The sequence below is a fragment of the Janthinobacterium sp. TPC_1 genome (assembly GCF_056037845.1).
Genome location: NZ_CP195157.1, coordinates 5,397,327 through 5,411,796, shown reverse-complemented (window position 1 = coordinate 5,411,796; position 14,470 = coordinate 5,397,327). Strand labels below are relative to the sequence as shown.

The window sequence follows — 14,470 nt, the reverse complement described above, 5'->3', positions numbered from 1 at the left end:
TTACGGGCGCATCAATGCCGGCAGGATCAGCTTGGTCAGCAGCAATTTTTCGCTGAGGCCATGGGCGTCGCGCACCTGGAAGTTGGTTGTGGTGATGACGACCACGGCATCGAGTTCCGGCAATACCAGCACTTTATTGCCGCCCGAACCGGCCATGCCATAGCTTGGCACCGTGCGGCCATTCGCCGTGAACGGCTGCAGCCACCACAGGTAACCGTAGTCCATGCCTTCGCGCGCGTTGGCGTGGGGCGCGATCGAGCGCCTGACCCAGTCGGCGGGCATTACCTGCTTGCCATTCCAGCGTCCGCCGTCAAGGTAGAGCTGGCCCAGCTTCAGCAGATCCACGCTGCGCAGCTGCAAGCCGCCGCCCGTCATGGCGCTGCCCTTGGGCTGAAATTGCCATTTGACCTTGTCGATGCCAAGCGGCTGGAACAGGCTGGCGGCGGCGAATTCGGGCACGCTCTGGCCGCTCACTTTTTCCAGCAGCGGTCCCAGCAGGGTTACGCCCGCCGTGCAATAGCTCCAGGCGCGGCCGTACGGCGATTGCTCGGGGCGGGGCTGCCATTCTGGAAAGCCGCGGATCGGCAAGTCGGCCACGAAGCGGCTCCAGTCTTCCACCAGATACATGCGCTCTTCGTTGCCGCGCGAATGCTGGTTGTCGTCGTCGCATTCGAGCAGCGAGCTCATGGTCAGGAAATCCTCGACCGTGATCCTGTCCTTGCGCGGGTCGGTGTAGGCCAGCGGGCGCAGTTCCGGAAAATAGGGCAGCACGGGGGTGTCGGCGCGCAAGAGCTTGCGCTCGATGGCCAGGCCGACCAGCATGCCCGCCACCGTCTTGCCCACCGAGCGCGTGTTGCGCAGGCTTTCCGCGCCGTCCTTGTCGAAGTAGTGTTCGTAGAGCAGCTTGCCATGCTGCGCCACCACGACGCTGGTGACCTGCTTGAAGTCGCCCGCTTCGATGGCGGTGGTGATGCCGTCCAGCTCGCCCGCGTGGACGCTGCTGCCGAAGGCCAGAAGTAGGGGTAGATATCGCAACATGGTGTATCTCCGAGGTTGGAAAAGTGCAGTCTAGTCTTGCAAATCGGGCATTGTCTTGGACGTTTGAAACATTTGGCGGCGATAGTTGCTGGGCGTCATGCCGTAACGGGCCTGGAAGGCGCGGGTCATGTGGCTCTGGTCGGCGAAGCCCACGCTCAGCGCCACCTCGGCCATGCTCAGTTCCGGCCGGCGCAGCAGGCCGCCGGCTTGCTCGACGCGGCGCCAGCGCAGCAGGTCGCCCGGCGAGCAGCCCCATGCCTGGCGGAAGACGCGGGCCAGGTGCACGGGATGCACGTCGAGGGCGGCGGCCACGTCGGCGATGCGCAGATGCGTGTCATTGGCCAGGTCCATCACGGCCGCATACGCCTGGTGGGCCCAGCCGGGCAGGGACGGGCGCGCCTCCCGGGGCGACCTGTGCAGGCTGGCCAGCATTTCCCACGCGCCCGCTTCCATCAAGGCGCCATCGCCGCCGCGGCCGATCTCGCGCGCCAGCCGGAACGCGGCGGGCGCGCTGGCCGTATCGCGCAGCACGGTGGCGCACTCCTGGGCCGCATGCAATTCCTCGGCGCCCGACAGCAGGGCCGGGTCGAGCGATACCGTCATGAAACTGCCCTTGCCATCGACGAAGCGGTCGCGGTGCGTCGTGCCGGCCGGATTGAAGACGAGGGTGGGCGAAGGCGCGCGCGGCGGGGCGTGCAGGGCGCTGGAAATATAGGTGCCGGACAGGACAAAAACGAAATGGGCATCGTCATGCCGGTGCGTTTCGACTTCATCCTCGCCGCGCGTGGCCTTCAGGCGGCGGATATCGAAGATGCTGCCGCGCGCGCCGTGATGCACGTCGCCATAGAACTGGCCGGACTTGAACTGGAGTGGAGTGGTCATATTGGCATGGTAAGTGCGGCCGCCAGGCCAGGCCAGCGCGGGCCGACGAATGGCGCCAGGCGCAGGATGAACGGTCGATACAGGGGAATGCACGGGAGTTGCGCGGCATCAAGCCGGCTTGCCGTGGCAAGCGTGCGGCCGTGCAGCGGGGTATCTGTGTAAAATTTGCAAAGTGTCCAGGTTGCATCATTGCTACCGGATCACGCCATGGGCAAGCGGCTGGCATGCCTGGCGGTGCCCGCCAGACAGTAGCAGCTTCGTCATGCACTCACCGGCCGCCGCAAGCGGTCATCGATAAGGTCAGATTACATGCGTACATTGAATGAATTACTCGATAGTGAAGACCCGGCGTTTCCGCTGATCAAGCAATGGGCCAGCGAGGCCGACCTGCCGGTGGAATTGCTGCCACCGTCGGCCGGCAGGGCGGATGTGCTGCTGAGCCTGCAGGTCACCACGCGTTCGCCCCTGGGCGCGCTAGCCTATGAAACGGGGGGTATCCTGGTGGATGACGGCTGGCTGCGCATACTGGGGTCCGGCCACGCCAGGCTGGGGCGGGATATTGTTACTTGGAATGAAGGGAAGGCCGACGGTTTTCTGCTGGTCGCCGACGACGTGCTGGGTGGCTTTTTTTTGCCATCAACGGCGGCGCACTCGGGGACGACCAGGGCAATATGTATTACCTTGCTCCCGAGACACTGGAGTGGGAAGCGCTGGAGATCGGCTTCACGACGTTTGTCGAGTGGGCCTTTACCAGCCAGCTGCGGCAGTTTTACGGCCGGCAGCCTGGCGGCGCGGAGGGCTTTGACGAATTGCCCGAATTGCCCTTGTCCGGCGAGCAATGCCTGAATTTTTATCCATTCCTGTGGACGCAAGAGGGTTCCCTCAAGACCAGTTCGCGGCGCGCCATTCCCGTGCAAGAGCAGTGGGCGCTCAACCTTGACCTGAAACAGAAGTTGCTGGCTGCGCCTGCGGACGCGCGCTGAGGCAGGGCTTGCGGGGCATCTCTGAAAGCATCGCCATGCGCATCCCGCGCCGGCGAAATGGCATTTCAATCCACCAATCCAGCGGTTTGTCGCAATGGCATGTGCCGGAAAATGGCCAGGCGATAGCATGCAGTGGGTTACTCACGATGGGCTGCCCGCAAGCGGGTGTTCGATGCTGACGGAAGCGCAGTCAGCAGCGGACGCTTCTCCATGACTTCGACCAGGATGACATACGCATGAAATTGACCCTGTCACATATTCTTTCCACCTGCCTGCTTGGCACCTTGGGCGCGACCGGTGGCGCGCAGGCGGCTCCCGCCGACGCCGAACTGGTGGCTTTGGTGCAGCGCCATGCGCAGGCCCAGAGCAGCTTCGACCAAGCCGCCTTGAAAGCCGTCACGGCCGAGAATTATGTGGAAATATCGCCCGTCGGCGAGGTGGATGCGCGTGAAAAAATGCTGTCCTTCTACGCGCCCGAGCAGAAGCGGCCGGGTCCGCAAGTCCAGGTCGATGAGCCGGCGGTGCGCCTCTTCGGCGATACGGCGCTCATCTCGGCGCGGCTGTCCTACCGGCTCAATCAGGAAGGGGCGGGCCGCACCTTCGCCATGCGCGCCGGCTATGTCGCCAGGCTTGTCGATAATCAATGGCTGCTCGTCAGCGCACAGTACACGGGCATCCGTCCGCCGAAACCGTGACGTGCCAGGGGGCCTTGCCCGGCGAGGCTAGAGCCGCGCCTCGTCGCCCCACACGTGCCGCATGCTGAAATGCACGCCGGCATCGTCTTCGTGCAGCGACGAAACGATGGCGAACTGGCTGTCGCCCGTGTCGCGCGGCGTCATCTGCGACAGGTCGGCGGCGGCCAGCGGCGCGCCCAGCGGGTCGCTGAGCGGGTGGACCAGGGCGGCGCCCCGCTGCGTCACCACCCCCAGTTCGCCGCTGCGCAGGCGGACTAATGTGCCGGGAGGATATTTGCCCAGCAGCTTGACGAACTGTTCGCCCAGCAGCGGGTCGATGGGCAGGCCCTGGTCGAGGAAGATGTGCTGCAGCGCCTGGTCGGGCACGATGGAGCGCCGGTAGTTGCGCGCCGAGACGCGCGCGCAATAGCGGTCAGCCAGGCCGATCAGCTTGGCGTTTTGCAGGATTTCATCGGCCGTGCGCCCCTGCGGGTAGCCGCTGCCGTCGTCGTTTTCATGGTGCAGCAGCACGCAACTGAGCCATTCCTCGTCGTCGACGCCGGCGCAGCGCAGCAATTCCGTGCTTTCCTGCGGATGCAGGCGCACGATGCGCATTTCCTCGTCGTTCAGGGGACCGCGCCGGTCCTGGAAACTGTCGTGGTGGCGCAGCATGCCCACGTTCATCGTCAGCGCGGCTGCGCCGATCAATAAGAGTTCATCGTGGGATTTGTGCATGCTGCGGCCCACCAGCATGGCCAGCAGCGCCGTTTCGATGCAGTGGCGCACGGCGTAGCTGCCGGCGATCTGGTTCAGCAGGATGCTGGCCAGGGCGATGTCGGCGTCGTGTTCGAGCGCGCGCAGCAGTTCGCGGGCGATGTCGCGCACGTCGCGCTCGGCATTGCTTTCGCTGCGCATGTCCAGCAACAGCCGTTCCAGGCGCTGCGCCGCTTCATTGAGCAGGCGCAAGACGGAGGGCTGGTCCGGCGCGCCCACGTACAGGCCCAGCTGCAGCAAACGGCCCAGCTGGGCGCCGTCCGTGATGATCTGCCCCTTGCGTAGTTGCGGTCCGGCACTATGGTCAGCCAGAAACAAATCCCAGGGCAGGGGTTCGCCGGGAACCAGGTCGGCCGGGCCGATGCGACGCTGTACCATGCTGTCATCCTTTGCCCCGCGGGGGCGGAGCCGTGCTCAGTGCTTGGTTATATGCTGCGCAGGCGCTCCAGCGCCAGGCGCAAGGTGTCATCTTTCTTGGCAAAGCAGAAACGCACGATGCCCGACTCCTTGCCCTGCGCGTAAAACGCGGACACGGGAATGGCGGCCACCTTGATTTCGGCCGTCAGCCATTCGGCGAACTGCGCTTCGGTTTCTTGCGAAATGGCATCGTAGCGCACGCACTGGAAATACGTGCCGTCGGCCGGCAGCAGGGTAAAGCGGCTGCCCGCCAGGCCGTCGCGGAATAAATCGCGCGCTTGCGCTGGTAAAACGCGGGCAGGTCCAGGCAGGGCTGCGGGTTCGCCATGTAGCCGGCAATGCCGTGCTGCATCGGCGTGTTGACGGTAAAGACGTTGTACTGGTGCACCTTGCGAAACTCGGCCGTCAGGGCCGCGGGCGCCGCCACATAGCCGACCTTCCAGCCCGTCACGTGATACGTCTTGCCGAAGCTGGACACGATGAAGCTGCGCGCCGCCAGTTCCGGGTTGCGCGACAGCGAGGCGTGCGGCACGCCGTCGTACACCATGTGCTCGTACACTTCGTCGGACAAAATCAAAATTTGCGTGCCGCGCACGATGTCGGCCAGCGCCGCCACGTCGGCCGGGCGCAGGATCGTCCCCGTCGGATTGTGCGGCGTATTGATGATGATCAAGCGCGTCTTGCTGCTGACGGCGGCCGCCAGCTTGTCCCACGGCACGCTGTAGCCCTGTTCGCTCACCTGCATGGACACCAGCACGGGCACGCCGCCGGCCAGCGCGATGGCGGGCAGGTAGCTGTCGTAGGCCGGTTCGATGACGATGACTTCGTCGCCCGGGTGCACGCAGCACAGAATCGCCGTGGTCAGCGCCTGCGTGGCGCCGGCCGTAACGGTGATTTCCGTGCCCGCATCGTAGCCGTGGCCGTACAGGCTGGCGATCTTCGCGGCGATGGCTTCGCGCAGGGGCGCGGCGCCCGTCATCATCGGATACTGGTTGTGGCCGGCGCGCATGGCGTCGCTGACGAGCTCGACCAAGGCCGGGTCGCAATCGAAGTCGGGAAAGCCCTGGCCCAGGTTGACGGCGCCATGCTGGGCCGCGAGGCTGGACATGCGGGTAAACACGGTGGTGCCGACAGCGGGCAAACGGGTGGCCAGTGCGGGAGTCAGGTGGGGCAGGGATGGGCTGTTCATGAACGGTAGGGGCGCGGTGCGGAAAGTGGAATCGTTTCCCATTCTAGCGCAGCGCGCCCCCTTGTGTGCGGGGCTTTGGCGGCTCAGCCCGGCAAGGCCCAGCCTTCCGGCACCATGATCCTGAACATGCCGGCCTTGGCCGTCTTGCGGGCCAGTTTCAGCAGGGCCTTGTCCTTGGTGATGAGGATGTCGGCGTTGGCGTCGCGCGCCAGTTCGAGGAATTTCTGGTCATCCTTGTCCGTGCAGACGGGCAGGCGCACGCCGGAGACGGACGGCGCCACCACCGTGATGTGGGCGTCGAAGCGGGCGGCGGCAACGGCGCGGCTGGCTTCATCGAGCGGCAGGTGTTTGTAATGCAATACGACCAGATATTCCGCACGGCAATCTTCACGCGTGATGGCGTGCACGGCGCCGCTTTCCATAGCCGCCAGCAAGCCCGCCCAGCGGGGGTCGTTGAAGACGAACAGGTCGAGGCAAACGTTGGTGTCGAGGACGAGTTTTTGTGGAGCAGGTATCATGTCGGCAATTCTATTCTGTAGTGATAATTTATGTTGATCGTGCTTTCGCCCGCCAAGAGTCTCGACCTGGAGACGCCGCCAACAACCTCGTTGCACAGCACCCCCGATTTTCTCGACCATTCCGCGCAGCTGATCGCCCGCATGCGCCAGTTTTCGCCCGCCGAAGTGGGCAGCCTGATGGGCATTTCCGATGCCTTGTCGGCCCTCAACGTAGCCCGCTACGCGTCCTGGACCCCGCAACTGGAAGAAGCGCGCCAGGCCATCATGGCCTTCAATGGCGACGTATATGCCGGTTTCGAGGCGCGCAGCCTGCAGCCGGCCCAGCTCGACTACGCCCAGTCGCGCGTGCGCATTTTATCGGGCCTGTACGGCTTGCTGCGCCCGCTCGACCTGATCCACCCGCACCGCCTGGAAATGGGCACGCGTTTGTCGACCACGCGCGGCAAGGATTTGTATGCGTTCTGGGGCGACACCATCACCAACGGCCTGAACCGCACGGCAAAAGAGCAGGGCGCCAAGGCGCTGGTAAATCTTGCCTCCGAGGAATATTTCAAATCCGTCAAGCCGCGCCAGCTGCTGGACGTGCCCGTCATCGCGCCCGTGTTCGAGGACTGGAAGAACGGCAAGTATAAAATCATCTCGTTCTACGCCAAGCGCGCGCGCGGCATGCTGGCCCGCTATGCGGCCGTCAACCAGATCCGCGATCCCGAGCAGCTGAAGCAGTTCGACGTGGATGGCTATGGCTTCGTGCCGGAAGCGTCGAACGACAAGAGCTGGGTGTTCCGGCGCAAAGTAGGTGAATAAGTAAAAAAAACCGGGCTAGCCCGGTTTTTTATTGCAACTTACTGCCAGAATTTCCACCACTTGCGTTCCTTGTTCACCCCTTCCGGGCTGAGGAATGCCGTGTTCGGGTAGTTCTTGGTCAGCACGCGCAAGGTGTCGTCGCGCAAGTCGGTCAAGCCCAGCTTGTCGTACGAGCGGTACATGATGAACAGCGCTTCTTCGATGGCGGTCGAGGCGGAAAAGTCGCTGACCGTCGTTTGCGCGCGGTTGGCGGCGGCCAGGTAGGCGCCGCGGCGGTAGTAATAACGGGCCACGTGGACTTCGTATTTCGCCATGGCATCGATCAAATAGTTCATGCGGGCCAGGGAATCGGGCGCGTATTTACTATTTGGAAACTTGTCGACCAGTTGCTTGAAGGCGGCAAACGCTTCGCGCGTCGCTTTCGGGTCGCGCTCGGTCGGGTCTTGCTCGTACAGGAAGTTCAGGAAGCTGATCTGGTCGTTAAAGCTGATCAGGCCACGCAAGTAGTACATATAATCCACATTGGCGTGGTTCGGATGCAACTTGATGAAGCGTTCGACGGCTGCCAATGCCTGAGCCTGGTCTCCCGCCTTATAATACGCGTAAGCGATCTCCATCTGCGCTTGCAGAGCATAGTTGCCGAAAGGATAGTTAGCCTCCAGCTTCTGGAACAGGCCGATTGCAGCTTCATAGTGCTGCCCGGCCATTTCTTCACGCGCCTCCGAGTATAATTTCGTAACGGACCAGTTTTTGGTCTCATCCACTTTTTTCAGGCAACAAGCTGCAAGCGGACATGCCGAGCAGAACGACTGAAGCGACTACCAACGATAATTTTTTTTGCATGACGTTTTGCAAGAAGGTTTTAACCAAGATTTTACAATAGGCTGATTATAGCCGATGGGAATGCTGTGATATTAACTCCGAAGCCTAATTTGGCTGACCCCGCGTTTGACTCCCTTTCTGACCATGCTGCCGAAGAGGCGTTTGACGGCGATTTTGCCGCCGACGACGTCTTCGAGGAAATGGCCCCGATTACATTGGAACTGACGCCGGACGCCTGCGGCCACCGCCTCGATAAAGTCATCGCCCAGCTGGTGCCGCAATACTCGCGCAGCCGCTTGCAATTGTGGCTGGAAGCCGGTTTCGTGACCGTCGATGGAAAAGTTGCCAAACGCAACATGACCGCCTATGGCGACGAGAAGATCGTCATTCTGCCGCAAAGCGCGCCGGAAGACGAGGCTTTTAAGCCGGAAGCGATGGAATTGAACATCGTGCACGAAGATGAGCATATCATCGTCATCAACAAACCGGCCGGACTGGTCGTGCATCCGGGCCCCGGCAACTGGTCGGGCACCCTGCTCAACGGCTTGCTGCACCACTGCCCGCAGCTGGCCGGCGTGCCGCGCGCCGGCATCGTGCACCGCCTGGACAAGGATACGAGCGGCCTGATGGTCGTCGGCAAGACGCTCGCTTCGCAAACGGACCTGGTGCGCCAGTTGCAGGCGCGCACCGTCAAGCGCGAGTATTTCGCGCTCGTGTGGGGCACGCCGAAAATGGCGGGCACCATCGACGCGTCCATCGCGCGCCACCCGCGCGACCGGGTCAAGATGGCCGTCTCGGAGAATTTCACCGCCAAGCCCGCCATCACCCACTATGAATTGATCGGCAGCGGCGAACTCGACCGCCGTCCCGTGAGCCTGATGCAATGCCGCCTGGAAACAGGCCGCACGCACCAGATCCGCGTGCACATGCAGCACCTGGGCTTTGCGCTGGTCGGCGACTACGTGTACGGCAAGCAGCACCTGGTGTCCGTGTTCTCGCGCCAGGCGCTGCAGGCGCGCCGCCTGGGCCTCGTGCATCCGGGCACGCTGGAAGCGTGCGAGTGGATCGTGCCGCTGGCCGATGATTTCGCGCAATTGATCGCCACGGCCGGCATTCCCGAGCCGGAACAGGTCTGATGACGTCGCCGTTGCCCTGCATTATTCCCCATTGGCCCGGCCTGCCCGCGAACGTGGGCGCGCTGGCGACCGTGCGCGCGGGCGGCGTCAGCCAGGGGCCATATGGTGACGGGCAGGGCGGCGGCGGCTTGAACCTCGGTACGCACGTGGGCGACGAACCGGCGCACGTGGCCACCAACCGCGCGCGCCTGGCGTCAATCTTGCCGTCCGAGCCGGCCTGGCTGTCGCAGGTGCATGGCGTGGCCGTTGCCGACGCGGCCAGCCTGCGCGGTTGCGTGCCCGATGCCGATGCCAGCGTGGCAACGCAGCCTGGTGCCGTGTGCGTGGTGATGACGGCCGATTGCCTGCCCGTGCTGTTTTGCTCAAGCGATGGCCTCGTCGTCGGCGCGGCCCACGCGGGCTGGCGCGGCCTGGCCAACGGCGTCTTGCAGCGCACGGTCGACGGCATGCGCGCGCAGGGCGCGACGGAGATCCTCGCCTGGCTGGGGCCAGCCATTGGTCCGCAGCAATTCGAAGTGGGGCAGGACGTGCTGCAAGCGTTCCGCGACGGCGCGCGCGACGATGCCGAGCGGCAAGTGTTGTCCGCTGCGTTTGCCGCCATCGCCGGCAAGCCGGGCAAGTACCTGGCCGACATCTATGCGCTGGCGCGCACCATGCTGCTGCGCGATGATGGCGTGGCGCAAGTAGCCGGCGGGGAATATTGCACCGTCAGCGATGCGGCGCAGTTTTACTCGTACCGGCGCGATGGCGTCACGGGAAGACAGGCCAGTTTGATCTGGCGCAAATAATCTGCACGGCAGACACTTATGTGTCTGCCGTTTTTGTTTTATCGTCTGCTGAGGCGAGGGCGCGGGCGTTCAGTTCGGCGATGCGCGCCGCCTTGCGTTTGCGTCGCCGCGAGCCCGTCAGATAGAATAGGATGGACAGCGGGATGACGCAGTACAGCACGAAGGTCATCACCCCGGCGACGATGGAAGGTTCCGTCAGCGCCATGAGGCCGACGACATAGATCCAGGCAACAGCGGTCATGAGCATCATTGGTATTGGCAGTCAGTAAGAGTTTGCATGCTTTGATCCAGAAGTATTTATTTTTGACGACGTTTTAATTTCTTAATGGACTTTTACATCTATGAATATGCCCGATCCTCAAGCGATGACCAAGGAATGGATGGCGCAGATCAGCAATCCTGAGCAGTGGAAGACGTGGTTCAACATGGTGCCGCAGCCCCAGGGCAATCCGATTGCCGGTATTTTGCAGGATGCGGGCGCCAGCATCAAGCCGGAAGCGATCGAGCAACTGAAAAATGCCTATGTGGCCAAGCTGACGGGCTTGTGGGCCGACTTTATGGCCGGCAAGTCGCCGGAGCTGAAAGACCGCCGCTTCGCCGCGCCCGCCTGGCATGCCAGCCCCCTGTCGGCCTTCAACGCGGCCGCCTACCTGCTGAACGCGGAGTTTCTCACCGCCATGGCTGATGCCGTGGAAGCGACGCCGCACCAGAAGCAAAAGATTGCCTTTGCGGTACAGCAAATCGTTGACGCCATGTCGCCCGCCAACTTTCTTGCCACCAATCCTGACGCCCAGCAAACCCTGATCGAAACCAAGGGCGAGAGCCTGGCCAAGGGTTTGACGAACATGCTGGCCGACATGCAGAAGGGCCGCATTTCGCAGTCGGACGAATCGGCCTTCGAGGTGGGCCGCAACGTGGCCACCACGCCGGGCACGGTGGTGTTTGAAAACGCCTTGTTCCAGCTGATCCAGTACACGCCAAGCACCGCCACGGTACACCAGCGGCCCCTGCTGATGGTACCGCGCCTTGCATGCATCAATAAATTCTATATCCTTGACTTGCAGCCGGAAAATTCGCTCGTGCGCTATGCTGTGGAGCAGGGCAATACCGTGTTCCTCATGTCCTGGCGCAATCCGGACCTGAGCATGCAGCACCTGACGTGGGACGATTACGTGGAGCAAGGCGTGATCGAAGCCATCCGGGTCACGCAGGATATCTCCGGCCAGGACAAGCTGAACATGTTCGGCTTTTGCGTGGGCGGCACCATCGTCTCGACGGCGCTGGCCGTGCTAAAGGCGCGCGGCGAGAATCCGGCCGCCAGCCTGACCCTGCTGACCACCTTCCTCGATTTCTGCGATACGGGCGCGCTCGACGTCTTTATTGACGAACCGCAAGTGGCGCTGCGCGAGCAAACGCTGGCCAAGGGCGGCCTGATGTCCGGGCGCGACCTGGGCAGCACCTTTTCCAGCCTGCGGCCGAACGACCTCGTGTGGAATTACGTGCAGTCGAATTACCTGAAGGGCAAGGAAACGCCCGCGTTCGACTTGCTGTACTGGAATGGCGACGGCACGGGCTTGCCAGGCCCCATGTTCTGCTGGTATTTGCGCAATACTTACCTGGAAAACAGCCTGAAAGTGCCGGACAAGCTGACGGTGGCAGGCGAAAAGGTCGACCTGAGCAGCATCGATGCGCCCGCGTTCATCTACGGTTCGCGCGAAGACCATATCGTGCCCTGGGGCGCGGCCTATGCCAGCACGGCCTTGCTGAACCCGAAAAAACCGAAAGCCAACCGCTTTATCCTCGGCGCCTCGGGCCACATCGCCGGCGTGATCAATCCGGCGTCGAAGAAAAAGCGCAGCTACTGGAGCAACGACAAGCCTCGCACGGCGAAATCCAGGCCCTTGACGGCCGAGCAATGGATGGCAGGCGCGACCGAACACGTGGGCAGCTGGTGGCCCGAATGGGCGGCCTTCCTGGCCGAACACGGCGGCGCGCAGGTGAAGGCGCCGGGCAAGCCGGGCAACAAGCGCCACGCGGCAATCGAGCCGGCGCCGGGGCGGTATGTTAAAGTCAGGGCGGATTAATTCACAAAGCGTTTTGCCGGGCAAGACCGGGGTAAACTCCGGTCTTGTCAGGAATCTACTTTTAGTTGCGTTGCAATAAATGCGGGAATCTACTACCCTGATGTGCAATGGAGCCGTTTTCCACTCTATAATGGAAAACGTAGGCAGGTGCGAAAGCGGACCCACGTTCGCTTTTTTTTCGGATTAACTCAGTATGCGCTGCGGCGCAATAAGTGGAACTTGTGATGAGTAGTGCAAAAAAAAGTATAGACCGCCTGATTAAAAAATATCCCAACCGCCGTCTGTACGACACGCAAACCAGTTCCTACATCACCTTGACGGACGTCAAGCAGCTGGTGTTGGACAATGAGGTGTTTACCGTCGTCGATGCCAAATCCAATGAAGATTTGACGCGCAGCATCTTGCTGCAGATCATTTTGGAAGAGGAAGCGAACGGCGCGCCCATGTTCTCGAGCAGCGTGTTGTCGCAGATCATCCGCTACTATGGCCACGCCATGCAGGGCATGATGGGATCCTACCTGGAAAAGAACGTGCAGGCGTTCACCGATATCCAGCACAAATTCACGGGCACCTCGGCCGGCAGCTTCGAAGGCAAGCCATTCAGCCCTGAAATGTGGACCCAGTTCATGAATGTCCAGGGCCCGATGATGCAAGGCATGATGAACAACTACATCGACCAGAGCAAGAGCCTGTTCGTGCAGATGCAGGAACAGATGCAAAGCCAGAGCAAGAACCTGTTCGGCACCTTCCCGTTTGTGCCGCCGGTTCCTCCAAGCGACAAGAAGTAATCAATGCCACATGCTCACCGGGTGATTCGATCGCCCGGGAGTTGTATCTGCGTCATCAAAACAGCATAGTTCTGTCAGCAAGGGGCGGCTCGGGGTACAATAGCCGATTCGCCTCACCATATTACTAGCTGCCAACTATGTCTGAAATTCACCGTATCCCGTTCCTTCCGCCCAGCCCGAGGCCATGCTGGCCATGCCAGGTGCGGCGCCGAAAGTGGGCTTTGTCTCGCTCGGCTGCCCGAAAGCGCTGGTCGACTCCGAGCAAATCCTGACCCAGCTGCGCGCCGAAGGCTACGAAACGGCGAAATCCTATGCTGGCGCCGATCTGGTGATCGTCAATACCTGCGGTTTCATCGATGCTGCTGTGCAAGAGTCGCTCGACGCCATCGGCGAAGCGCTGGCGGAAAACGGCAAAGTCATCGTGACCGGCTGCCTGGGCGCCAAGAAAGATGCTGCCGGCGACGACATCATCATGAAAGTGCACCCGAAAGTGCTGTCCGTCACGGGTCCGCACGCGCTGGCCGAAGTGATGGATTCCGTCCACTTGCACTTGCCGAAACCGCATGCGCCGTTCCTCGACCTGGTGCCGCCGCAAGGCGTCAAGCTGACGCCGAAGCACTACGCGTATCTGAAAATTTCCGAAGGCTGCAACCACCGTGCAGTTTCTGCATCATCCCGTCCATGCGCGGCGACCTCGTTTCGCGTCCGATCGGCGAACTGATGATGGAAGCGGAAAACCTGTTCAAGTCGGGCGTCAAGGAATTGCTGGTCATTTCGCAAGATACCTCGGCGTATGGCGTGGACGTGAAATTCCGCTCCGGCTTCTGGAATGGCCGTCCCGTGAAGACCCACATGACGCAGCTGACGGAAGCGCTGGGCGAGCTGGCCAAGTCCTACGGCGCCTGGGTGCGCCTGCACTACGTGTATCCGTACCCGCACGTGGACCAGATCATCCCGATGATGAGCGGCGGCCATATCCTGCCTTACCTCGATATCCCGATGCAGCATGCGCATCCTGACGTATTGAAGCGCATGAAGCGTCCGGCCAGCGGCGAGAAAAACCTCGACCGCATCCAGGCCTGGCGCGCCATCAACCCGGACCTGACGATACGCTCGACCTTCATCGCAGGTTTCCCTGGCGAAACGGAAGCGGAATTCGAGTACTTGCTCGACTTCCTCAAGGAAGCGCAGATCGACCGCCTGGGCTGCTTCGCGTATTCGCCCGTCGAAGGCGCGACCGCCAACGCCATCGCCAACCCCGTGCCGGAAGAGCTGCGCGAAGAGCGCCGCGGCCGCGTGATGCTGCTGCAGGAAGAAATTTCCCGCAAGCGCCTGCAAGCCAAGGTCGGCAAGACCGTGCGCGTGCTGATCGATGAAGTCACCCGCTCGGGCGGCGTGGGCCGCTCGTCCGCCGACGCGCCGGAAATCGACGGCGTCGTGTATGTAAAACCGCCGTTCGAACCGCACCGCAAGCTGGCGGTCGGTCAATTCGTCGACGTGACCATCACGTCCGCGGATGCGCATGACCTGTGGGGCGCCGCAGAATAAAAATTTTATGCAGGTGTAACACTCT

The 14,470-nt window shown here is 62.2% G+C and carries 12 protein-coding genes and 4 pseudogenes; 9 read left to right on the top strand and 7 right to left on the bottom strand.

The genetic code is table 11. From position 1 onward, the window contains the following. A complete protein-coding gene (locus tag ACQVLG_RS26315) occupies positions 1-1,038 on the bottom strand; it encodes a serine hydrolase domain-containing protein (RefSeq protein WP_474291735.1) in 1,038 nt (345 codons plus the stop codon). A 30-nt stretch (positions 1,039-1,068) separates the two neighbouring features. Beyond that, positions 1,069-1,920, bottom strand: a complete 852-nt coding sequence (locus tag ACQVLG_RS26310) for a helix-turn-helix transcriptional regulator (RefSeq protein ID WP_474291734.1) — start codon at positions 1,918-1,920, stop codon at positions 1,069-1,071. 309 nt (positions 1,921-2,229) lie between these two features. On the opposite strand from ACQVLG_RS26310, the pseudogene ACQVLG_RS26305 reads away from it, so the two are divergent. From ACQVLG_RS26305 to ACQVLG_RS26295, 3 genes and pseudogenes are all read left to right on the top strand, one after another. Then, a pseudogene (locus ACQVLG_RS26305) lies at positions 2,230-2,493 on the top strand (DUF2625 family protein); the annotation flags it as partial. 98 nt (positions 2,494-2,591) lie between these two features. Continuing rightward, positions 2,592-2,903, top strand: a complete 312-nt coding sequence (locus ACQVLG_RS26300; RefSeq protein WP_474291733.1) for a DUF2625 family protein — start codon at positions 2,592-2,594, stop codon at positions 2,901-2,903. 236 nt (positions 2,904-3,139) lie between these two features. Beyond that, complete coding sequence (locus ACQVLG_RS26295) at positions 3,140-3,598, top strand: nuclear transport factor 2 family protein (protein WP_474291732.1); 459 nt, start codon at positions 3,140-3,142, stop codon at positions 3,596-3,598. A gap of 27 nt (positions 3,599-3,625) precedes the next feature. Here the strand turns inward: ACQVLG_RS26295 and ACQVLG_RS26290 are convergent, their stop codons facing one another. The 3 genes and pseudogenes from ACQVLG_RS26290 to ACQVLG_RS26280 all read right to left on the bottom strand — a co-directional run bounded on the left by ACQVLG_RS26290 (position 3,626) and on the right by ACQVLG_RS26280 (position 6,475). Next, complete coding sequence (locus ACQVLG_RS26290) at positions 3,626-4,729, bottom strand: HD-GYP domain-containing protein (protein WP_474291731.1); 1,104 nt, start codon at positions 4,727-4,729, stop codon at positions 3,626-3,628. A 47-nt stretch (positions 4,730-4,776) separates the two neighbouring features. Then, a pseudogene (locus ACQVLG_RS26285) lies at positions 4,777-5,957 on the bottom strand (pyridoxal phosphate-dependent aminotransferase). Between the two features lie 83 nt (positions 5,958-6,040). Next, a complete protein-coding gene (locus tag ACQVLG_RS26280; protein ID WP_474291730.1) occupies positions 6,041-6,475 on the bottom strand; it encodes a putative toxin-antitoxin system toxin component, PIN family in 435 nt (144 codons plus the stop codon). Between the two features lie 30 nt (positions 6,476-6,505). On the opposite strand from ACQVLG_RS26280, the gene yaaA reads away from it, so the two are divergent. Further along, on the top strand, positions 6,506-7,279 hold the full coding sequence (gene yaaA / locus ACQVLG_RS26275) for a peroxide stress protein YaaA (protein WP_474291729.1): 774 nt from the start codon (positions 6,506-6,508) through the stop codon (positions 7,277-7,279). Between the two features lie 38 nt (positions 7,280-7,317). On the opposite strand, the pseudogene ACQVLG_RS26270 reads toward yaaA, so the two are convergent. Further along, positions 7,318-8,122: pseudogene (locus tag ACQVLG_RS26270) on the bottom strand (outer membrane protein assembly factor BamD). An 89-nt stretch (positions 8,123-8,211) separates the two neighbouring features. On the opposite strand from ACQVLG_RS26270, the gene ACQVLG_RS26265 reads away from it, so the two are divergent. Together ACQVLG_RS26265 and pgeF are read left to right on the top strand one after the other, a co-directional pair. Next, positions 8,212-9,237 carry an RluA family pseudouridine synthase gene (locus tag ACQVLG_RS26265; RefSeq protein WP_034781141.1) on the top strand — a complete coding sequence of 342 codons (1,026 nt, stop codon included), beginning with the start codon at positions 8,212-8,214 and terminating at the stop codon, positions 9,235-9,237. Beyond that, positions 9,237-10,025, top strand: coding sequence for a peptidoglycan editing factor PgeF (gene pgeF / locus ACQVLG_RS26260; protein WP_474291727.1), 789 nt, complete (start codon positions 9,237-9,239; stop codon positions 10,023-10,025). Before ACQVLG_RS26265 ends, pgeF begins: the two co-directional genes overlap by 1 nt. Before the next feature lie 16 nt (positions 10,026-10,041). On the opposite strand, the gene ACQVLG_RS26255 is transcribed toward pgeF, so the two are convergent. After that, complete coding sequence (locus ACQVLG_RS26255) at positions 10,042-10,275, bottom strand: hypothetical protein (RefSeq protein ID WP_227741988.1); 234 nt, start codon at positions 10,273-10,275, stop codon at positions 10,042-10,044. Positions 10,276-10,366: 91 nt separating this feature from the next. Between ACQVLG_RS26255 and ACQVLG_RS26250 the strand changes: the two genes are divergently transcribed. From ACQVLG_RS26250 to rimO, 3 genes and pseudogenes are all read left to right on the top strand, one after another. Continuing rightward, positions 10,367-12,109, top strand: a complete 1,743-nt coding sequence (locus tag ACQVLG_RS26250; protein ID WP_474291726.1) for a PHA/PHB synthase family protein — start codon at positions 10,367-10,369, stop codon at positions 12,107-12,109. A gap of 224 nt (positions 12,110-12,333) precedes the next feature. Then, positions 12,334-12,897 (top strand): polyhydroxyalkanoate synthesis repressor PhaR, encoded by a 564-nt coding sequence (gene phaR / locus ACQVLG_RS26245; RefSeq protein WP_219116002.1) that lies wholly within the window; start codon positions 12,334-12,336, stop codon positions 12,895-12,897. Positions 12,898-13,090: 193 nt separating this feature from the next. Further along, positions 13,091-14,445: pseudogene (gene rimO, locus ACQVLG_RS26240) on the top strand (30S ribosomal protein S12 methylthiotransferase RimO). The last annotated feature ends 25 nt before the right edge of the window (positions 14,446-14,470 follow it).